Source organism: Micromonospora vinacea, assembly GCF_015751785.1.
In the GTDB taxonomy this organism is placed as follows: Bacteria; Actinomycetota; Actinomycetes; order Mycobacteriales; family Micromonosporaceae; genus Micromonospora; species Micromonospora vinacea.
The window spans coordinates 1,288,429-1,306,764 of record NZ_JADOTY010000001.1; the positions used below are offsets into that span (position 1 = coordinate 1,288,429).

The following is an 18,336-nucleotide window of genomic DNA, read 5'->3' on the forward strand; positions in this document are numbered from 1 at the left end:
ATGATCCCACCCCAGGCCCCACCACCCCCCGAGGAGTCCCCGTGGGCGCACCCACCACCCCGGCCGCGACGGGCACGCCACCCCGTCCGATTCCGGGCGTACCCCCGGCCCACCGCGCGCTGACCCGGCCGCGTCGGCGGCTCGTGGCGGCCGCGGCGGCGCTGGTCGCGCTGGCCGCTGTCGGCGCCGGCAGCCTGCTCGACCTGCGCACCCCGGCTCCGAAGCCGGCCGACGCGCCAGCGGACGAGTTCAGCGCCGGCCGGGCGTACCAGGACGTCCAGGTGATCGCCGCCCGGCCGCACGTCGCTGGCAGCCCGGCCAACGAGCAGGTCCGCGCGCACCTTGAGCAGCAGCTGCGGGGGCTGGGCCTGGAGACCGAGGTGCAGGACACTGTGGCTCCGGAGGCCGGTCAGCTCAGCGGGGCGGCGGGCGGGGCGACAGTGGCCCGGGTCCGCAACGTGGTGGCCCGGCTGCCCGGCACCGACTCGACGGGCCGGGTCTTCCTGGTCTCCCACTACGACTCGGTACAGACCGGGCCGGGCGGCAACGACGACGCGGCCGGCACGTCGACCATCCTGGAGGTGGCCCGCGCGCTGACCACCGGCCCCCGGCCCCGCAACGACATCGTCTTCGTGCTCACCGACGCCGAGGAGGCGTGCCTCTGCGGCGCTGCCGCGTTCGCCGCCAGCCACCCGCTGGCCGCCGACGGCGGTGTGGTGCTCAACCTGGAGGCGCGGGGCTCCACCGGCCCGGTGATCATGTTCGAGACGTCCCGGAACAACGCGAAGCTGGTGGACATCTTCGGCCGGGCCGCCCCCCACCCGGTCGGCACCTCGTTCGCTGTGGAGATCTACCGCGCGCTGCCCAACGACACCGATTTCACCGCCTTCCTCGATGAGAAGTTCGTCGGGCTGAACTCGGCGTACATCGACGGCGGGGCGATCTACCACACGCCGTTGGACACTCCGGCAGCCATGGACCGGGGCAGCCTCCAGCAGCACGGTGACAACGCGCTGGGCCTGGCCCGGGAGTTCGGTGGCACCGACCTGACCGACCTGCGCTCGGGGCACGACGCCACCTACTTCCCCGTCCCCGGCGGGCTGGTCCGCTACCCGGGCTGGCTCACGGTGCCGCTGGCCCTGCTCGCGGTGGCCCTGGTGGCCGCCCTGGGCTGGCTGACCCGCCGCAGCGGCCGGACCAGCACCGGCCGGCTGGCCGCCGGCTTCGCGCTGGCCCTGGTGCCGATCGTCGCCGCGCCGGTCGCCGCCCAACTGCTCTGGCTGGCCATCACCACGATCCGACCGGGGTACGCGGAGCTGCTCGACCCGTACCGGCCGATCTGGTACCGACTGGCCGTCCTGGCGCTCGCCACCGCCATCGTGTTCACCTGGTACGCGCTGACCCGCCGCCGGATCGGCCCGGCCGCGCTCGCCGTCGGCGGGCTGGCCTGGCTGGCAGTGCTCGGGGTGCTGCTCGCCGTGGCAGTGCCGGGTGGGGCGTACCTCACCACAGTGCCGGCGCTGGCCGGCGCCCTCGGCGGGCTGGTCGCACTGCGTACCCGGCAGACCGGGCCGTGGCCGGTGGTGGCGGTGACGGCCGCCGCGGCCGTCGGTGTGGTCATCCTGTTGCCCACAGTGGTGCTGCTCTTCCCCGCGCTGGGGATGGCCATGGGCGGCGTGGCCGCGCTGGTCGCGGTGCTGCTCGGCCTGGTCGCCCTGCCGGTGGTCGACCTGCTGCACCCGCAGGCCGGCGGCCAGCGTGGCCTGCTCGCGCTGCGGGCCCGGCGGCTCGCGGTGCTTCCGGCCGGTGCCGCCGCCGTCGCGGCGGTGGTGCTCGCCGGGGTCGGCCTGGGTGTCGACCGCTTCGACGCCGCCCACCCCGCGCCCACCCACCTGATGTACGCCATGGACGCCGGCACCGGCCAGGCCCGTTGGCTCAGCCACGAGAGCGACCCGCAGCCGTGGACGGACGGGTACGTGGACGGGGTCACCGACGTCGGCGACGACTTCCCCGGCCTCGGCGACGGCGAGCTGCGGGCCGGCCCGGCGCAGTCGGCGAACCTGCCGGCGCCGAAGCTGGAGGTGGTGGCCGACGCCACCGCGGGTGGCGAACGCACACTGCGGCTGCGGCTCACCCCACAGCGGGCGGCCCGGCTCGCCACCCTGCACGTCGACACGTCGACCGCCACCGTGCTGCGCGCCGACGTGGCGGGGCGGTCGGTGCCGGTGGAGCCCCGCGCCGGGAAGTGGGGCTTCGGGCTGGTGTTCCACGCCCCGCCGGCGGAGGGCGTCGAGGTCACGTTGACAGTGCGCCCGATCGCCGGGCAGGTCGCGCTGCGGGCGATGGACGCCAGTGACGGATTGGACGCGCTGCCCGGCTTCCGCCCCCGGCCGCCGGCTGTCGGCGTCGTCGGGTCGCACAGCTCGGAGATGTTGGCGGTCGCGCGCACCTATCCCCTCTGAGGTGAAACGGGGTGGTCCGGCGGGAGCGTTCTTCCGCCGGACCACCCTTTCCGGTCAGCCCACCGGCTCCGGTTGGCCGGTACCGACCCGGTGCCAGCGATTACCGTCGTGATCGGTGAAGGTGAGGTCCACCAGAACGGTGTCGCCCGGGCGGAGCCGGTGCTCCGCCGCGACGGTGACGAAGAGGTCGTGCACATCGCGACCAGGAATCCGACGGACCTGTTTCGCCGGGGCCAACCCGACCGGCGGGGCGTCCGGATCGTCGGGCGGGACCAGTCGAGCCAGCGCCACCACGTCCAGCACCGGGGCGTCACTCTCGTTGGCCACGGCGACCCGCAGCACCGAGGTGCCGCGGATCTCGGCCACCGCCGACACCAACCGGGCCTGGGTGGCCCGGATCCGCAGGTCGTCGCTACGACGGGCGCGAATCTCCCGCCGCAATCCGAGATAGACGAAGAGCACGCTGGCGATCGAGCCGACCGCGCCGAACCAGTCCGGCACGGAACCCCAGTCGATGACGTCCTGGATTGGCGACCAGTTCATAGGTCCATCGTGGATGCACCTGTCGAGTGCCGCGCCCGGCGGATCGGCTGGAATCAGCCGCGAATTGGGAATTCCGGCACCGATTCCGGTCAGCCCGGCGGCCTAAACGGAGAGTGTGCAACCCAGTACGGGGATGGATACGCTTGCGGTCGACATGGTGCGGGTGGCAATCCCTCCGACTGTCCATCAGATGGACAGGATCTTTCGCCGCCGGCCCCATTGCGAAATTCGCCACCAAAGGGGGACCGCATTGACTGCGGACGTTCCACCCGAGGATGCCGGCGCGCCCCGGCCCGCGTACGACCGGCCGAGTCGTGTCTCCGTCGATCCACCGCTCGGGCGACTGGACAGCCCGCTGCACGGGCGCGACGACCTGATCGACGAGATCGTCCAACCGGGGGAAACCGCCGGGGGCCGCCCTTCGGTGCACATCCTGTGTGGCATGGGTGGCTCCGGCAAGAGCCACGTCGCGCTGGAGATCGCCCGCCGCGCCCGGGCTGACGGCCGGACGGTGTGGTGGGTGCAGGCTGGGCGGCTCAACTCCGGGATGCGGGAGGTGGTCAGCCAACTCGGCGCGTCGGAAACCCAGGTCGACCAGGCCTGGGCCGGGATGATCAGCGCCACCGACCTGGTGTGGCGCTACCTCAACCAGGCCGCGCAACCCTGGCTGTTGATCTTCGACAGTGCGGACGAGCCCGCCAGCCTGGGCCCCACCGACGGAGTGCTCGCCGACGGCACCGGCTGGCTGCGCAGCCCGGAGGCCGATGACGGCATGGTCATCGTGACCAGCCGGGACGGCAACCGGTCCACCTGGGGCACCTGGTCGGTGCTGCACCAGGTGCGCCCGCTCGACGCCGACGCCGGCGCGCAGGTGCTGATCGACCGGGCCGGCGCCCAGGCCGGGGGCCTGGCCGACGCCCGGGAACTCGCCCGCGAGCTGGGCGGGCTACCCCTCGCCCTGCGCGCCGCCGGCAACTACCTGCGGTCGGTGAACGCCAGCCCGGTCTGGCAGGGCTCGTCCACCATCACCACCTTCGCCGACTACCGCACGGCGGTGCAGCGTCGGTTCCGCTCACCGCGCGACGCCGCCGACGTCGACCTCGACGAGTCCCTCGGCCTGGAGATCGTCCGCGAGGTCGACGACATCTCACTGGACCTGCTGGCCCGCCGCCAGCTCCAACAGAGCCGACCACTGCTCCACGTGCTGGCCTGCCTGAGCACCTCCCCGGTGCCCTACGAGGTGGTGCTCAAGCCGGCCATCCTGGCCGGGTCACCGCTCTTCAAGGGGCTCACCAGCCGGCAGCGGGTGAAGGTGCTGGAGGGCATCGGCAACCTGGCACTTGTCGACTTCGACGTCCACGAGGAGGTCACCGACCCCGCGTTCGCGCACGTGCTCTCGCTGCACCCACTCGTGCACGCGATGTTCCGCGACCGCGACGAGGTGCGTGAGCAGATCGCCGAATACCACGGGCTGGTCATGAAGCTGCTGCTCGCCGCCACCGAGGGGCAGAACCCGGACGACTCGGCGGCCTGGACCAACTGGGACGTGCTGGTGCCACACCTGGTCGAGGCCGTGCGGGAATACCTCGTGCCGCAGAAACACAAGCACGACCCCGAGACGGTACGCCGGGCGCTGGAGCTGACCCGGCTCACCGCCCGCTACCTCATCGCGGTCGGCCTACCCGGCTCGGCCTTCGACATCCTCGACCCGATCGTGCGCGGTTGCGCCGCGTACGACCACGACCTGGACCGGCCGCAGGTGCTGGCGCTGCGCCACGAGCTGGGCCGCACCTGGTTGGAGCGCAACCAGCCGGAGATGGCCGACCGGGTGCTCCGCGAGGTCATCGCGGACCGCACCAGGGTGCTGGGCAGCGACGACGCCGACACCCTCGCCAGCCGACACAAGCTCACCAAGGCGATCATGGCGCAGCGCCAGTGGCCGGAGGCCGAGTTGGAGCTGCGTCAGATCGTCGCCGCCGAGGACCAGGTACGCGGCCCGGAACACTGGGACACCATGATCGTGCGGCACAGCCTGGCCCTGGCGGTGCTCGCCCAGCAACGGGCACCCGAGGCAGAGGAGATGCTGCACGCCATCCTGGAGGTCCGCTACCGGTTGTGGCCGCTCAACCAACCGGAGACCTGGCAGGCCCGGCACACGCTGGCCCGCTGCATGCAGGCGCAGGGCCGGCTCGCCGAGGCGGAGGCCGAACTGCGGGCCACCCTGGCCACAGTGGAACCCCGGCACGCCGACCGCAGCGAGGTGCTCGCCATCCGGTCCACCCTGGGACTGGTGCTGCTGCTGGAGGAGCAGGTCGACGCGGCGATCGAGGTGTACGAGCAGTTGCTGGCCGACCGCCGGCGGCTCCTCGGCGACACACACCTGGACACCCTCCAGGTGGAGCACGCGCTGCGCCGGCTGCGGAACGGCGACTGAACGGTCAGTGCGGCGCGGCCGGGCCCAGGTCGCTCGGGTCGGTGTTGCCACCGCAGATGATCACGGCTACCCGCTCCCCCGGCTGCGGCACGTACGCGCCGCCGACCAGCGCGGCCAACGCGGCGGCACCACCCAACTCGGCCGCCACCCGCAGCTCCGACCAGAGCAACCGGCGCGCCCGCACCAGGTCCTCGTCGCGAACCAGTACGGACACCACCTCGGTGCGGCGGGCGGTGTCGAAGGCGATCTCGCCGATCCGCCGGGCACCCAACGAATCGGTGGCGATGCCACCCACCTCGATGTCGACCGGCCGGCCCGCCTTGAGGGCCGAGTGCAGGGTGGGGATCTGCTCGGGTTCGACAGCGACGACGCGTACCGACCCACCGAACCAACTGGCGATACCGGAGACCAACCCGCCGCCACCGACCGCCACCAGCACTGTGTCGATCCCGTCCACCTGCCGCTCCAGCTCCCGGCCGACGGTGCCCTGACCGGCCACCACCTCCGGCTGGTCGTACGCGTGCACGACGAGCGCGCCGGTCTCCCCGGCCCGCTGGGTGCTCGCCGCCAACGCCTCGGCGTAGTGCTGGCCCACCTGGCGCACCTGGGCGCCCAACCCGGCCAACCGCTGCACCTTCACCGGTGAGGCGGTGACCGGCACGAAGACCTCCGCCGGCACGCCCAGCGACCGGGCCGCGTACGCGACGGCGAGGCCGTGGTTGCCACCCGACGCGGCGATCACCCCGGCCGAGGGCAACGAACCCTGGAGCATCCGGTTGAACGCGCCACGCGGCTTGAACGAGCCGGTGTGCTGGTGCAACTCCAACTTGAGGCTGAGCTGCCCGGGCACACCCAGATCGGCACCGTCGACGGCGATGACCGGGGTTTCCCGGACCCGCCCCTCGACGAGGGCTGCGGCCGCCTCGACGTCGCTTCTGTCCACCATGGGGAACGCCCTTCACTACGACCAGAGGGCCAGTCGACCATCGTCGGTGAGCCCGACGAAACATCCTATGGAGATCCGTCGGCCATCCGACGCGGGACGCACCGTGTGGTAGTGCCGCGGATCAAACAGGAAGCCCTCCCCGAGCGTGGGGCGCAGCGTCAACGACTGCGTGTCGGCGCCCACCGCCTCCTGGAAGCCGTACCCGCCGGGGATCCGCAGCGGCTCGTCGTCCGGCTGCCAGCGCCGCCGCCACAGCACGGTCTCCCCACCGGCCGGCGGCACCCGGATGTAGATGTTGAACGCCAACTGCGCCACCACCTCGCTGTCGAGCAACCGACCCGCGTACTCCCGGACCGCGTCGTCGAAGTGCACCTGGAGCCCCGCGTTGATCTCGCGGACGATGCCGACGTGCATCTCCCGACCCTGCCGCCGCCCGGGTGCGACGTCCGGCCAGGCGCCTCCGAACGCGGCCAGGCACAGCGCCCGGGGAGAGTCCGACAGACCCAGCGTTGACCAGCTCTTCTCGGCCGCGCGGGCCGCGTCCCAGTAGTCCTCGCGGAGTTCACCGGCGGACCGGTGATCGTTGATGGCCGGGCCGAACTTGGCGACGACGGGAAAGACCCGGCTCTCGTCGTAGCGGTCCATCGGCGCGTTGGCGAGGGCGGCGGTGATCGCGTGACAGCGGGCCGCGGAGAGCAATCGCGGCACCCGGACGGCCGCAAGCCGCCCCGCGATGAGCCCGGCGACATCCGCCCGGGTGATCGACTCGGATTCGACGGCGACGAAAAAGGGATCGGTAGTGCTCGAATGCTGCACGGCGGTCCTCCCGTAACGAAGATCCCTCACCGGACTTGTCGCGCCCCCCGATCCGCGCACCGTGCAATGTACAAACCGCAGGCAAGGCGAGGTATCCGCAGTTCCGGGCGAGTTGGCGCGGCCACCGCTACCATCGGCGCAACCGGGGTACGCGACACCGAACCGTACGGCGGAAGCTTTCCACCGATCGGGGAATGGTGACGATTCTCGGCGTGACGCATGATGCGACTAGTTCGAACGCTGACAAGGAGTTCGAGATGGCAGGCGCCGGCCCGACGGATCTTGACATGCACGTCGACCGCCTGGAAATGGCGCGTCGAATAGCCCGGGAAATGATCGAGTCCGACCATCAGGCTCTGGAGCTCGCCGTCCGGCAGCGCCCACAGTGCTGGTCCCGACGCCCCGCCGGCCACGGCACCCGCGCCGACGCCCTCACGGGCTGACGCAGCGCTTCCGCAGCGCTTCGGCTGCGCGGTGATCATGTGATGAGAAGTAGGTCAAACTCGCTCCTCGAACCTACTTTTCATCACATGATCATGGATCGATCGCACTCGCCGGGCGCTACGTCCGGCAGGGGTGTGGGTTCACAGGCCGAGCGCGACGGGTTGGGTTGGTACTCCGTCACCGATCAATGCGGCCAACGGTGTGGCGAGGTCCCGTGGCGAGAACAGTTCCGGTCCGCGGTGTTCCCTGATCTCCGACAGCGACCACCAACGCCAGCCGATGACGTGCTCGGCGGCGAGCTCCTCATCGCTCATCGCACCGCGTGGCGTGAACGACGCGGTGCGAACGAGGAAGTAGTCGTTCACGACGCCATCGTGGCTGGGTGCGAAGCCGGCGGCGACTATCTCCTGGCGCCAGACCTGAGGCGGGTCGACATCGAGAGCAAGACCGACCTCTTCGCGCAGCTCCCGCCGCAGGGCGGCCAGTGGCGTCTCACCGTCTTCGACGCCACCCCCGGGAGTGATCCAAACGGCGATCGTGCCAGTCGGATCGGGAATGGCGAGTCGGAGCAGCAGAACCTTGTCGTCCTCATCGACGACGACCGCACGCGCCGATCGCCGCAGGTTCACCGTCGACATCAGGACACCCTACGGGCCAACGGCCACCGTCGACGCACACGACGGCATAGCGGCCTGATGCGCCCGGGGCCATGAACCAGCCCCGCTGTAGGTAACGTGCGGGAGATGACAAGGAGCGAGCGAATTGCGGACCAGCTGGACCGGCACTGGCACAAGAACCTGCGGCCGCGGCTGGACGGTCTTGCCGATGAGGAGTACTTCTGGGAGCCGGTGCGCGGCTGCTGGAGCATCCGCCCACGTGGCACGTCGGCCGCACCGATGTCGGCAGGTTCGGGGGGATGGACGATGGACTTCGCGTCCCCTGACCCGGTTCCGGCGCCGGTGACCACGATTGCCTGGCGGCTGGCGCACATCATCGTCTCCTGCCTGGGCTATCGGGTCGGATGGCACTTCGGCGGCCAGGACGTCGACTCCCAGACGTTCGCCTACGCGGGGACCGCTGACGAGGCGCTGAGACAGCTCGACGAGATGTATGGGAGGTGGAACACGGGGGTCCGCGAGCTCTCGGACGTTGACCTGGAGAATCCGCCCACTGTGGGCCCCGAGCAGTTTCCGATGGAGGGCATCGTCCTGCACATCAACAGGGAGCTGATCCATCACGGCGCCGAGATTTCCCTGCTGCGCGACCTCTACCGCTGGCAGGACGGGCCGCAGCGCGCCGAGTATGGCTTTCCGGCCACCGGCAATCGAGCTTCGGAACCTGTCTGGACCCGGTAACGCTCCATGGCCGCGAGCTTCATCGAATCGGCGCGGCTACGACGAGTTCGGTGTCCGGGTCGTGGTCAATCCGCGGAGGGCCGGCGACGATCAGGGTGGCTCGGGACCACGGTCGTTCTCGCAGCATGAAGGGCAGTTCCTCCCGCAGCCAGTTCGTCACGTGCTCCTGCTGTTCGGAAGAGTCGCCGTCGCGAGCGACGAGTAAGCGCTCTTGCTCATCAAGATCACCCTGTAGGTACACCGAGGCGTCCAACCACGGGCCGAGTTCGTCCCGGATGACGCCGGTGCCCTCGACCCAGACGAAGTCAGCGCCGGCAGGGATGGTGATCGATCCGGCTCGGTCGTGGCTGATCCAGGCATCGGGACGGAAGTTCACCGACTCCCCTCGGTGCAGGGGTTGCAGGATGTGCTCGGCGAGCACGCCGCCCCAGTCGAAGTAGGCGTGATTCCAGGCGACGTCGTCGGTGTGCACGATGGCGGAGTTGGGCTCCACCTTGCACAGCCTCTCAGCCAGGGTCGTTTTACCTGCACCACCCCGGCCGTCGATCGCGATCACCCGCGGGCGTCCGGTGACATCCGGTGATGCGTCGCGTAGCTGCCGGACGGCGTCGAACAAGGTCACCAGCCGCCAGCCAACGGCCTCGGTCTCACCGGGATGTAGACGCATCGACGGTTTGTACCCCCAACGCCTGCCGATGATGCCGCGTCATGACCTGTCGCCGCCCGTGTCGCACCTACGCACCATCGACAAGGCGCTGCTGTTTTCAGCGGTATTGATCTAGGGCAGGACCGTAGTCGGCCAAATCGGGCGCAGCTGCGCCGCACCCTGCGCTGCCCCTTGCCGCCCACCGCCTGCGGCCGCATCCGCGACGCCCGACCCGCCTCCCCGATCCCACCACCGGCCACCACGCCCACCGTCGAACATCAGCACCACTGGCTGAACCTTGAGCCTGAGGCTAGGCGGCGAACCACCCAACAGCCGGGGCACCGCGATAATCCGGCCGGCTCGCCCACACCTGGCCCCACGCTCTCTTTTGTGTCGAGTCCAAGCGTCCGTGGCGGGATGCCTCAGCGTATGCGCCCAGCTGACGGTGCAGCGCTGACGCCGCCTCGACGTCCACGGCCCTGATCTCATGCAGGACATAGCGCCGGGGGCGATGGTCCAGTGGATAGACCCCCGCAAACCAGAATTCTCGTCCATCCCACCGGGCCAGCCCGTCGATCGCTCCATCGTAGAAGTCGTCGCACCACAGAATCTCGACGCCGGACAGCTCGACCAGACTGGCCAACACCGGCTCCTCGTGCATCAGAAAATATTCGTCGGGTTCCTCAGGCACACGAACACGCTAGCCCTTCCGCCTCACGCGGGTAACCAGCCCTACCATCGACCATAGGCAGTAGACCTAATCGATCACGATCTGGCGTCAAGGATCCTCCGACGCCGTTCCGTCAAACATCATCCGAGACCAGGCAACTTGATCGGCGATTGTCCCGGTCTCGGGGCCTGCGTGACAGATTGGCATCAGGACGTTCATGACACCTGTGCCACGAGGGCAGCCCGTACGATCGCGGCGTGAATCAAGTCGGGTCGCTCTGCCGCTGCATCCTCTGCCACGACTACGGCGACTCCGGCGATCGGCACCCGATGGAACTGACCACGATCAGGCACGTCCAGCAGCACGGCTGGGGCGTCACGACGATTCCTGAGGACGACAAGGGACCTGGCTGGGCCTACACGATAGGACTCTGGCACACGCACCGGATGCCGGAACTCGCCATCTTCGGCCTGGATGTTGAGCTATCGCAGATGAGCCTCAACGAACTGGGAGACAGGGCAAGCGACGGCGTCGCGCTGGAGGCCGAGCAGGCACGCGACGATGCCATCAAGGGATACCAGGTCCATCTCAAGTCGATCGACTACCGCTGGTACAAGGCATTCTTCGGTCGTGCCATCGCCTTCTACCGCCGGCCGCCCATTCCCTTCCTGCAAGTCGTCTGGCCCGATCGGCAGGGCCGCTTTCATTGGGACAGCGACAATGACGCGCAACTCCATCGACGTCAGCCTCAGCTCTGGAACCGCCCCGACGACCATCCGGCGGGCGTCTGGACTCAGGACCTCTAGATCATGTATCCGGGCTTGTCACCCACGTCTTGAGACCGATCTGTCACGCAGATCCTGAGACCCGGCATCGATCGAAACCCACATGCAGGGGCGGCAGCCAGCGCCAGGCAGCCAGGCCGTCTGGGGTCGTGGCCTATGTCGCGGAGTGCGCCGATCCGAGTTGCGCTGTAGCTCTCAAGGCCATCCGCCTGTTCGGGCGCATCTCGGTCCGTTCCTGCTGGCACGAGTTGCACAATCACTGGGCTCAGACGAGACGCTGGAGGCGTACCTTCGGGTGCTCGTTTCTCAGGTGGGCTTGCTTGTGCTGGCGGACCTGTTCGTCCCAGACCGCTTGGTCGTACTCCGGGCCCGGCGGAATCCATTTGTGGGAGCCATCGCTGTAGTGGAACTTTTCGTCGCCCCGCCGGAGGATGCTCATCGGGTCCAACCGAGGAAGCGAAGGTGCAGGACCCCTGCCGGCACCCAGGTCAGGTCCCGCGAGGCGCAGACCAGTTGAGCGCTCATGTAGAGCGCCAGAGAAACGGATGCGCCCTCGTACTCAGCGCGTAGTTCATGCTGTCGGGTCCGACAGGGCCAAGGCGCGTTGCAGCCTCCGCAGGTCCAGATCGGCATCACCGGGCCGTGGGTGGTCACCGTGGGTCGCCGACAAGGTGTACGAAGTGCGCCCGCCTCTGGAGCCACCGCAGTCGCTCCGGGCAGGGGTGGGGCCGGCCGCACCGGCACAGGTCGAGGCCGACCTCGTCGTGGCGGGTCAGGAGTTCGTCGGCAGCGTCGACTTGAGCCTGGGCATGGTCGATGAGGGCCTCTAGGCCGTAAATGGCAGCCATCCTCAGCCCGTCAGGCCTGCACGGCGACGGTGCCAGCGTGCCTCCGCCAGCGCGGCGGCGAGGTTGATGTCGCCCCTGGCGATGCGGCTCCGGGCAACATCGAGCCACAGCGGCGACGCGACGGCCTGCTCGCCGCTAGCGGTTCGCAGACCTTTTACGGCAAGGCGTGCCAGGCGACACGGCACGAGCTGGTCGTCGTGCACGCAGCCGACGATGGCGTAGTGGCTGGCTCGGTCGGGGCGGTGGTCTTGCCACAGTGCTCGGCACAGACGCCACAGCAGCCGGTGGCGGCAGCCGTCAGGCGGCTCGATCGGTGGGTTATCGACATCGAACAACATGCCCAAGACCGTCCCGCCGGCTGCGGTCCTGAGGCCATGTCCGCTAGCCATGTCACGGTGACATGAGCAGGCTCGACCTGCACAGGCACCGGACCTAGGCTCCAGGTTGAGCACGATGCGTAGTCACTCGACGACGGCGGGAGCGGTTGTGTTGCTCGACCAGCTTCGGACTCCGGACGGCTTCTGGGCGCGGGAGGACGTCAGGACCGCTGTACGTGTCCGCGACATCGGGACTCTGTTTCGGCTGCTTGCCCGGCACACGGGGGCGAGTCAGACGCGTATCGGGGCGGTGGTCGGCCTGGAACAGGGCTACGTCAGCCGGGTGATCGCCGGCCGGAAGGTGACCTCCATCGACGTGCTGGAGCGGATCGCCGACGGCTGCGGCATGCCCGACGAGACCCGGATGTCGCTCGGCCTTGCACCGCGCCGTCAAGCACGTCGCCCCACCCCAGGCAGCCCGCGGGGTGATGTGCCAAACGACCGATCCTGGCGCGAGGACATCCGCGCCGCCACGCAGCTGTGGGAAGGCGACGTGAACCGCCGAGACATCCTCCGTCAGACAATGTTCAGCTCCGCTGGCTACACCCTGCCCGCGCTGCGCTGGTTCACCGCCCCCACCACACAACCCGTCACACAGAAAGGTCACCGATCAGTCGGTCAGCCCGACATCGACACCATCCGCGAGATGACCTCCACCTACCGGCGACTCGACAACCAGCACGGTGGCGGCCACTCCCGCGAAACCCTCGCCCGTTACCTCAACCACGAGGTCACGCCCCTGCTGACCAAGGGCCACTACGATCCGGAGACCGGCCGAAAGCTACTCGCAGCCGTCGCCGAGCTGACTCAGCTCGCCGGCTGGCAGGCATACGACACGGCCGAACACGGCATCGCCCAGCGCTATCTCACCCACGCCCTCAACCTCGCCCGAGCGGCCGACGATGCTGGGCTCGGCGCCGAAATCCTCGCCGCGATGAGCCACCAAGCCACCTACCTCGGTCACAATGCGACCGGCGTCGATCTCGCCCGCGCCGCCCGGCGTACGGCACAACGCGCCGGCCTCGCGGTGCTGACCGCCGAGGCGCTGGTCATGGAAGCCCATGCCCACGCCGCCGCGCGCGACGAACGCGCCTGCACCACTGCACTGCACCAGGCAGAACAGACTCTCGACCGGGCCGACCGCAGCAGCGACCCGCAATGGCTCGGCTACTTCGACGAGGCATACCTGTCAGCCAAGTTCGGCCACTGCTTCCATGCCCTCGGCCACCACCAGCAGGCCGAACGCTTCACCGTCCGCTCACTGCAAATGGACGAACGCTACGTACGCGGGAAGGCCTTCAACCTCACCCTCCTCGCCTCCATTCACGCCCACCGCGGCGAGCCCGATCGCGCCAGCGCCATCGGGACCAATGCGCTCACGCTGACCTCTCAACTGCGGTCGGCCCGAGCCGTCCGATACCTACGCGACCTGCAAGCCGACCTCACAGTGCACCGCCGCCGGCCAGCCGTCAGACACTTCATCAACCGCGTCGACGTGACCCTCGGTCAACGCCGCTGACTACAGCTCACCTCGGGCTTTGCGCGCTACCAGCTCCAACACCGCGATCACCGTGCCAGATCCCACGATCTCACCCCGGGACACGAGATCCCGCGCTTCCGCCAACGGCATCCAGGCCACCCGCTCGGCCTCGTTGACGTCCACCGGCGAACCAATATGTACCGCGTCGCGCGCAAGGAACAACAGATTCTCCGCGTCCGCGGTCGCCACCCACGGCTGGAACGACAGCATCGGCTCCACGGCACCAGGACGCCATCCGGTCTCCTCCTCGACCTCCCGGACCGCACATATCGCCGGCCGCTCACCGTCGTCGACGTAACCCCCAGGCAGCTCCCACACCCACCGGTCGAACACGAACCGGTGCCGCCGCATCAGCAGCAGGCGCTCCTGCTCGTCAAGCACCGCGACCATGGCAGACCGGGGTGCCCGGATCACGTACTGCTCGAAACGGACCCCATCCGGCAGTTCGACGTCGGCGATGCTCAACCGCGCCCGCCGGCTGCCATCCACCACCCGCTCACCGTGAATCGTCCACCGCGTCGACTCGGTAACCTGCTCCTCCGTCACCCGCCCAGTATCCGACCTCTGTCGCGGACGGCGGTCCCGTCATTACTTCCAGCGGAAGTGGACGAAGAGGCGGCCGAAGTTCTTCGAATCCTTCTCCACCCGGTGGTAGAGCTGCTTGACGTCCTTCTGGTCGAGGAACCGCAGCACACGCTTCTTGAGCTGGCCGGACCCCTTGCCGGGGATGATCTCGACGAGGGTGGCCTTCTTCGCCACCGCCTCGTCCATGATCCCGCGCAACGCCCGGTCGATGTCCTGGCCCTTGTTGAAGATCTCGTGCAGGTCCAGCTTGAGCTTCATGCCGCAGCCCCCGGCCGGTCAGGTCCCATGTCGCCATCCTAGGCACGTCCGACAGGTCGCCCGCCAGACGACGAAGGGGCGGCCCCGAAGGACCGCCCCCGCACTTGTCACCGGGTCAGGCTCAGCGCCGGCCGCCGAGGCGGGTCTCCACCCGTTCCAGCGCGGCCCGGTAGTCGTCGTTGGCCGCGTACATCGCTGCGGCGATCCGCAGGTGCCGCAGCGCGTCGGTGTGCCGGTTCAGCCGCTCAAGCGTCCGACCGAGCACGTGGTGCGCGTAGTGGTCGCTCGGGTCCCGTTCGACCAGCTCGCGCAGATGCTCCTCGGCCCGGTTGAGCTGGGCCGACTGGAAGTACGCCCGGGCCAGCAACTGCCGTACCGCCGCGTTGCCGGGTTCGGCGTCGATGATCGGCTCCAGCAGTCGGGCTGCCCCGCTGGGGTCACCGGTTTCGAAGAACATGGTCGCCCGCCGGTAGTCCGCCAGAAGATCCATCTGCCACCTCCTCGGGTCGCACCGTCACCTGTTCCGACGCTGGCACAACACCGGGAGTTTGGCGACTGTTCCCGGGGGCGAGATCAGACGAGATCCGGTCAGGTGCGGGCGTCCCGGCGTCCGACGGAGAGTTCCCAGGCACGGACGCCACCGACGATTCCGGCGGTGTTCGGCACCACCACCACGTCGTCGCCCATCCGGGCCAGCTGCTCGGGCCGGATCAGTCGGGAGTTGCCCCCGCCCAGGTAGAGCCGGTCCCAGCGGAACACCGGGCGGAGCCCGTCCACCACCTGCCGGATCCGACGGGACCAGAAGGCGTCGCCGAGCCGCCGCCGTTCCGGCTCGCCGACGTACGTGTCGTAGGTGGTGCCCCAGCGCACCGGCGCGTGCGACAGCTCCAGGTGCGGTGCGAGCACTCCGCCGTCGAAGAGCGCGCTGCCCAGCCCCGTCCCCAGGGTCAGCACCAGCTCGCAGCCGGTGCCGGCGACCACTCCGGCGCCGTGCACCTCGGCGTCGTTGAGCACCAGCGCCGGCACCCCGAACGCGTCGGCCAGCGCGCCGCGCGCGTCCCAGCCGGACCACTCGGCTTGCAGGTCCGGGTCGACCCGGCTGCGGGGGCCGCTGCGGGTCACGTAGTGCGGCGTGCTCACCACCACACCGTGCCGGATCATCCCGGGTACGCCGACCGTGAGCCGGTCCGCCGTCGGCAGGCGACCGCCCAGATCCACCAGGGTCCGGACAAACAGCGCAGGCGGCAACGGGTACGGGGTCGGCACTCGCAACGGCCGGGCCCGCATCGTTCCCGCCTCGTCGAGCACGGACGCCTTGATGCCCCCGCCGCCACAGTCGATCGCCAGTGTGGTCACCACGTCGTTGAGTCTGCCCGCTGGGAGCCGGTGGTATGCGGGCGGCCGGATAGGCTGCCGTCCTGATGAGCGCCACGATGATCGTCAAGGACCTGGCCGCCGGGCACGGCGACCGCCCCCTCTTCGCCGGATTGGACCTGGTGGTCGCCCCCGGCGACGTGGTTGGGCTGGTCGGGCCGAACGGGGCCGGCAAGTCGACGCTGCTGCGTACCCTCGCCGGGTTGTTGCCGGTCGAGGCCGGCAGCGTGCGGCTCAGCCCGCCCACAGCGAGCGTCGGCCACCTGCCGCAGGAGCCGGAACGGCGACCGGGCGAGACGGTACGGGACTTCCTGGCCCGCCGGACCGGGGTGACCGCCGCGCAGGCGGCGTTGGACGCGGCGACCGAGGCACTGACCGCCGGGGCGGCGGGCGCCGACGACGCGTACGGCGACGCGCTGGAGCGCTGGCTCGCCCTGGGCGGCGCGGACCTGGACGAACGCGCCGAGCAGGTGAGCGCCGACCTGGGGCTCGCCGTCGACCTGGACCACCCGACGACCGGGCTCTCCGGCGGTCAGGCGGCCCGGGCCGGGCTCGCGTCGTTGCTGCTCAGCCGGTACGACGTGTTCCTGCTCGACGAGCCGACCAACGATCTGGACCTGGCCGGGTTGGAGCGGCTTGAGGAGTTCGTCACCGGGCTGCGGGCCGGCACGGTGCTGGTCAGCCACGACCGGGAGTTCCTCACCCGCACTGTGACCCGGGTCCTGGAGCTGGACCTGCCGCAGCAGCAGGTGCACCACTACGGCGGCGGCTACGCGGCCTACCTGGAGGAGCGCGAGGTGGCCCGCCGGCACGCCCGCGCGGACTTCGAGGAGTACGCCGACACCAAGGCCGGGCTGGAGGCTCGGGCTCGCACCCAGCGTGGCTGGATGGAGAAGGGCGTGAAGAACGCCCGCCGCAAGGCCACCGACAACGACAAGATCGGCCGTAAGTTCCGCAGCGAGTCGAGTGAGAAGCAGGCCGCGAAGGCCAAGCAGACCGAACGGCTGATCGAACGGCTCGACGTGGTCGAGGAGCCCCGCAAGGAGTGGGAGCTGCGGATGGAGATCGCCGCCGCGCCCCGCGCCGGCGCCGTCGTGGCCACGCTGCGTGGAGCGGTGGTACGCCGGGGTGGCTTCACCCTCGGCCCGGTCGACCTCCAGATCGACTGGGCGGACCGGGTCGCGGTGACGGGGGCGAACGGCTCGGGCAAGTCCACCCTGTTGGCCGCGTTGCTGGGGCGGCTGCCGCTGGACGCCGGCACCGCCTCGCTCGGGCCCGGAGTGGTGGTCGGTGAGGTGGACCAGGCTCGCGGGCTGTTCCTCGGCGACGTACCGCTGATCGACGCGTTCGAGGCGGCCGTACCCCATCTGTCGCCTGCGGACGCGCGGACCCTGCTGGCCAAGTTCGGCCTGCGGGCGGCGCACGTGCCCCGGCCGGCGGCCACCCTCTCACCCGGTGAGCGCACCCGGGCCGCGCTGGCCCTGCTCCAGGGCCGTGGGGTCAACCTGCTGGTGCTGGACGAGCCCACCAACCACCTGGACCTGCCCGCCATCGAGCAGCTGGAATCGGCGCTGGCCAGCTACCCCGGAACGCTGCTGCTGGTCACTCACGACCGGCGGATGCTGGCCGCCATCGAGACCAACAGGCGGCTGCGGGTCGACGCCGGGCGGATCGCCGAGGATTGATCCGTGCCGGCGGGCCGGCGCGGGGTGAGAATGACGCCATGCTCAAGTGGGAGTACGCCCTGCTGGTCCGCCGCCGCCAGGCCGCGACCAACGACCTCGGCTGGGAGGTCGTCTTCGTCTGGTACGGCCCGGACGGCTCGATGGTCGACGTGACGCCGTACGGCGACACCGCCCTGGCCCACCTGAACCGGGCCGGCGACCAGGGCTGGGAGTTGGTCGCGATGAGCGAGGATCCGTCCCTGCCCGGCAACAACGAGCTGCACCGCTACCACCTCAAGCGGCCGAAGCCCGCCGACCCGCCGCCCCGCCAGCGGATCCGCGGCGGCCGCCGCACCCTCTCGGGCTGACCCGACCGCTTCGCGGCTCGGCCGTGCCAGCGCGGAGCCGGTGCCTCCGTTGACCGTGATGCCTGTGAGTCATCTTGATGCCTGTGTGGCATCAGGCTGATTGCGGCCCCAGCCCGCATCCCGCGACACGCTCGTGCGCGGGCCGCGCCCCCGCGGGCGGCGAGGTGGACGAGCGGGGCATAACGGGCGTGATTGCGGGTAACGCGCGGCGGGAGGTGGCC

21 protein-coding genes are annotated in these 18,336 nt (G+C 70.0%); 9 read left to right on the top strand and 12 right to left on the bottom strand.

The genetic code is table 11. The features are described 5' to 3' along the window. The first annotated feature begins 41 nt into the window (after positions 1-41). Positions 42-2,462 carry a M28 family peptidase gene (locus tag IW249_RS06260; RefSeq protein ID WP_372432936.1) on the top strand — a complete coding sequence of 807 codons (2,421 nt, stop codon included), beginning with the start codon at positions 42-44 and terminating at the stop codon, positions 2,460-2,462. 54 nt (positions 2,463-2,516) lie between these two features. On the opposite strand, the gene IW249_RS06265 is transcribed toward IW249_RS06260, so the two are convergent. Then, positions 2,517-3,005 (bottom strand): hypothetical protein, encoded by a 489-nt coding sequence (locus IW249_RS06265; protein WP_196919892.1) that lies wholly within the window; start codon positions 3,003-3,005, stop codon positions 2,517-2,519. Positions 3,006-3,255: 250 nt separating this feature from the next. On the opposite strand from IW249_RS06265, the gene IW249_RS06270 reads away from it, so the two are divergent. Further along, positions 3,256-5,439 carry a tetratricopeptide repeat protein gene (locus IW249_RS06270; RefSeq protein ID WP_196919893.1) on the top strand — a complete coding sequence of 728 codons (2,184 nt, stop codon included), beginning with the start codon at positions 3,256-3,258 and terminating at the stop codon, positions 5,437-5,439. 4 nt (positions 5,440-5,443) lie between these two features. Here the strand turns inward: IW249_RS06270 and IW249_RS06275 are convergent, their stop codons facing one another. Both IW249_RS06275 and IW249_RS06280 read right to left on the bottom strand, forming a co-directional pair. After that, positions 5,444-6,385, bottom strand: coding sequence for a threonine/serine dehydratase (locus tag IW249_RS06275; protein WP_196919894.1), 942 nt, complete (start codon positions 6,383-6,385; stop codon positions 5,444-5,446). A gap of 15 nt (positions 6,386-6,400) precedes the next feature. Next, complete coding sequence (locus IW249_RS06280) at positions 6,401-7,201, bottom strand: 2OG-Fe(II)-dependent halogenase WelO5 family protein (RefSeq protein ID WP_196919895.1); 801 nt, start codon at positions 7,199-7,201, stop codon at positions 6,401-6,403. Between the two features lie 194 nt (positions 7,202-7,395). On the opposite strand from IW249_RS06280, the gene IW249_RS06285 reads away from it, so the two are divergent. After that, positions 7,396-7,644, top strand: a complete 249-nt coding sequence (locus tag IW249_RS06285) for a hypothetical protein (protein WP_196919896.1) — start codon at positions 7,396-7,398, stop codon at positions 7,642-7,644. A gap of 141 nt (positions 7,645-7,785) precedes the next feature. Here the strand turns inward: IW249_RS06285 and IW249_RS06290 are convergent, their stop codons facing one another. Continuing rightward, on the bottom strand, positions 7,786-8,283 hold the full coding sequence (locus tag IW249_RS06290) for an NUDIX hydrolase (RefSeq protein WP_196919897.1): 498 nt from the start codon (positions 8,281-8,283) through the stop codon (positions 7,786-7,788). A gap of 105 nt (positions 8,284-8,388) precedes the next feature. Here IW249_RS06290 and IW249_RS06295 point away from each other — a divergent pair, with 105 nt between their 5' ends. After that, a complete protein-coding gene (locus IW249_RS06295; RefSeq protein WP_231392423.1) occupies positions 8,389-9,000 on the top strand; it encodes a DinB family protein in 612 nt (203 codons plus the stop codon). A 19-nt stretch (positions 9,001-9,019) separates the two neighbouring features. Here the strand turns inward: IW249_RS06295 and IW249_RS06300 are convergent, their stop codons facing one another. After that, positions 9,020-9,622: a uridine kinase family protein gene (locus IW249_RS06300; protein WP_307788535.1), complete on the bottom strand. Its 603-nt coding sequence runs from the start codon at positions 9,620-9,622 to the stop codon at positions 9,020-9,022. Positions 9,623-9,956: 334 nt separating this feature from the next. After that, positions 9,957-10,337, bottom strand: coding sequence for a hypothetical protein (locus IW249_RS06305; protein WP_196919898.1), 381 nt, complete (start codon positions 10,335-10,337; stop codon positions 9,957-9,959). A 236-nt stretch (positions 10,338-10,573) separates the two neighbouring features. Here IW249_RS06305 and IW249_RS06310 point away from each other — a divergent pair, with 236 nt between their 5' ends. Then, positions 10,574-11,122: a DUF4262 domain-containing protein gene (locus IW249_RS06310; RefSeq protein ID WP_196919899.1), complete on the top strand. Its 549-nt coding sequence runs from the start codon at positions 10,574-10,576 to the stop codon at positions 11,120-11,122. Positions 11,123-11,536: 414 nt separating this feature from the next. Here IW249_RS06310 and IW249_RS34945 read toward each other — a convergent pair whose 3' ends face one another. After that, positions 11,537-11,755: a hypothetical protein gene (locus IW249_RS34945; RefSeq protein ID WP_307788536.1), complete on the bottom strand. Its 219-nt coding sequence runs from the start codon at positions 11,753-11,755 to the stop codon at positions 11,537-11,539. Between the two features lie 26 nt (positions 11,756-11,781). Between IW249_RS34945 and IW249_RS06315 the strand changes: the two genes are divergently transcribed. After that, positions 11,782-11,931: a hypothetical protein gene (locus IW249_RS06315; protein WP_196919900.1), complete on the top strand. Its 150-nt coding sequence runs from the start codon at positions 11,782-11,784 to the stop codon at positions 11,929-11,931. A gap of 20 nt (positions 11,932-11,951) precedes the next feature. On the opposite strand, the gene IW249_RS06320 is transcribed toward IW249_RS06315, so the two are convergent. Beyond that, a complete protein-coding gene (locus IW249_RS06320; protein ID WP_196919901.1) occupies positions 11,952-12,287 on the bottom strand; it encodes a hypothetical protein in 336 nt (111 codons plus the stop codon). 148 nt (positions 12,288-12,435) lie between these two features. On the opposite strand from IW249_RS06320, the gene IW249_RS06325 reads away from it, so the two are divergent. Further along, a complete protein-coding gene (locus tag IW249_RS06325; protein WP_196919902.1) occupies positions 12,436-13,845 on the top strand; it encodes a helix-turn-helix domain-containing protein in 1,410 nt (469 codons plus the stop codon). Here the strand turns inward: IW249_RS06325 and IW249_RS06330 are convergent, their stop codons facing one another. From IW249_RS06330 to IW249_RS06345, 4 genes are all read right to left on the bottom strand, one after another. Next, on the bottom strand, positions 13,846-14,412 hold the full coding sequence (locus tag IW249_RS06330; RefSeq protein ID WP_196919903.1) for an NUDIX hydrolase: 567 nt from the start codon (positions 14,410-14,412) through the stop codon (positions 13,846-13,848). Positions 14,413-14,454: 42 nt separating this feature from the next. After that, a complete protein-coding gene (locus tag IW249_RS06335; RefSeq protein ID WP_007465523.1) occupies positions 14,455-14,709 on the bottom strand; it encodes a Smr/MutS family protein in 255 nt (84 codons plus the stop codon). Between the two features lie 121 nt (positions 14,710-14,830). Further along, on the bottom strand, positions 14,831-15,199 hold the full coding sequence (locus tag IW249_RS06340) for a tetratricopeptide repeat protein (protein ID WP_196919904.1): 369 nt from the start codon (positions 15,197-15,199) through the stop codon (positions 14,831-14,833). Positions 15,200-15,297: 98 nt separating this feature from the next. Then, positions 15,298-16,068, bottom strand: coding sequence for an ROK family protein (locus IW249_RS06345; protein WP_196919905.1), 771 nt, complete (start codon positions 16,066-16,068; stop codon positions 15,298-15,300). A gap of 62 nt (positions 16,069-16,130) precedes the next feature. Here IW249_RS06345 and IW249_RS06350 point away from each other — a divergent pair, with 62 nt between their 5' ends. Both IW249_RS06350 and IW249_RS06355 read left to right on the top strand, forming a co-directional pair. After that, on the top strand, positions 16,131-17,768 hold the full coding sequence (locus IW249_RS06350) for an ABC-F family ATP-binding cassette domain-containing protein (protein WP_196919906.1): 1,638 nt from the start codon (positions 16,131-16,133) through the stop codon (positions 17,766-17,768). 38 nt (positions 17,769-17,806) lie between these two features. After that, positions 17,807-18,115, top strand: coding sequence for a hypothetical protein (locus tag IW249_RS06355; protein ID WP_196919907.1), 309 nt, complete (start codon positions 17,807-17,809; stop codon positions 18,113-18,115). Positions 18,116-18,336: the final 221 nt, after the last annotated feature.

What these genes read in the sequence shown, in the direction of transcription:
- IW249_RS06265 (WP_196919892.1), bottom strand. Translation starts at nt 3,005, where the DNA reads ATGAACTGGTCGCCAATCCAGGACGTCATCGACTGGGGTTCCGTGCCG.
- IW249_RS06275 (WP_196919894.1), bottom strand. Translation starts at nt 6,385, where the DNA reads ATGGTGGACAGAAGCGACGTCGAGGCGGCCGCAGCCCTCGTCGAGGGG.
- IW249_RS06285 (WP_196919896.1), top strand. Translation starts at nt 7,396, where the DNA reads ATGGTGACGATTCTCGGCGTGACGCATGATGCGACTAGTTCGAACGCT.
- IW249_RS06290 (WP_196919897.1), bottom strand. Translation starts at nt 8,283, where the DNA reads ATGTCGACGGTGAACCTGCGGCGATCGGCGCGTGCGGTCGTCGTCGAT.
- IW249_RS06295 (WP_231392423.1), top strand. Translation starts at nt 8,389, where the DNA reads ATGACAAGGAGCGAGCGAATTGCGGACCAGCTGGACCGGCACTGGCAC.
- IW249_RS06320 (WP_196919901.1), bottom strand. Translation starts at nt 12,287, where the DNA reads ATGTTGTTCGATGTCGATAACCCACCGATCGAGCCGCCTGACGGCTGC.
- IW249_RS06335 (WP_007465523.1), bottom strand. Translation starts at nt 14,709, where the DNA reads ATGAAGCTCAAGCTGGACCTGCACGAGATCTTCAACAAGGGCCAGGAC.
- IW249_RS06340 (WP_196919904.1), bottom strand. Translation starts at nt 15,199, where the DNA reads ATGGATCTTCTGGCGGACTACCGGCGGGCGACCATGTTCTTCGAAACC.
- IW249_RS06350 (WP_196919906.1), top strand. Translation starts at nt 16,131, where the DNA reads ATGAGCGCCACGATGATCGTCAAGGACCTGGCCGCCGGGCACGGCGAC.
- IW249_RS06355 (WP_196919907.1), top strand. Translation starts at nt 17,807, where the DNA reads ATGCTCAAGTGGGAGTACGCCCTGCTGGTCCGCCGCCGCCAGGCCGCG.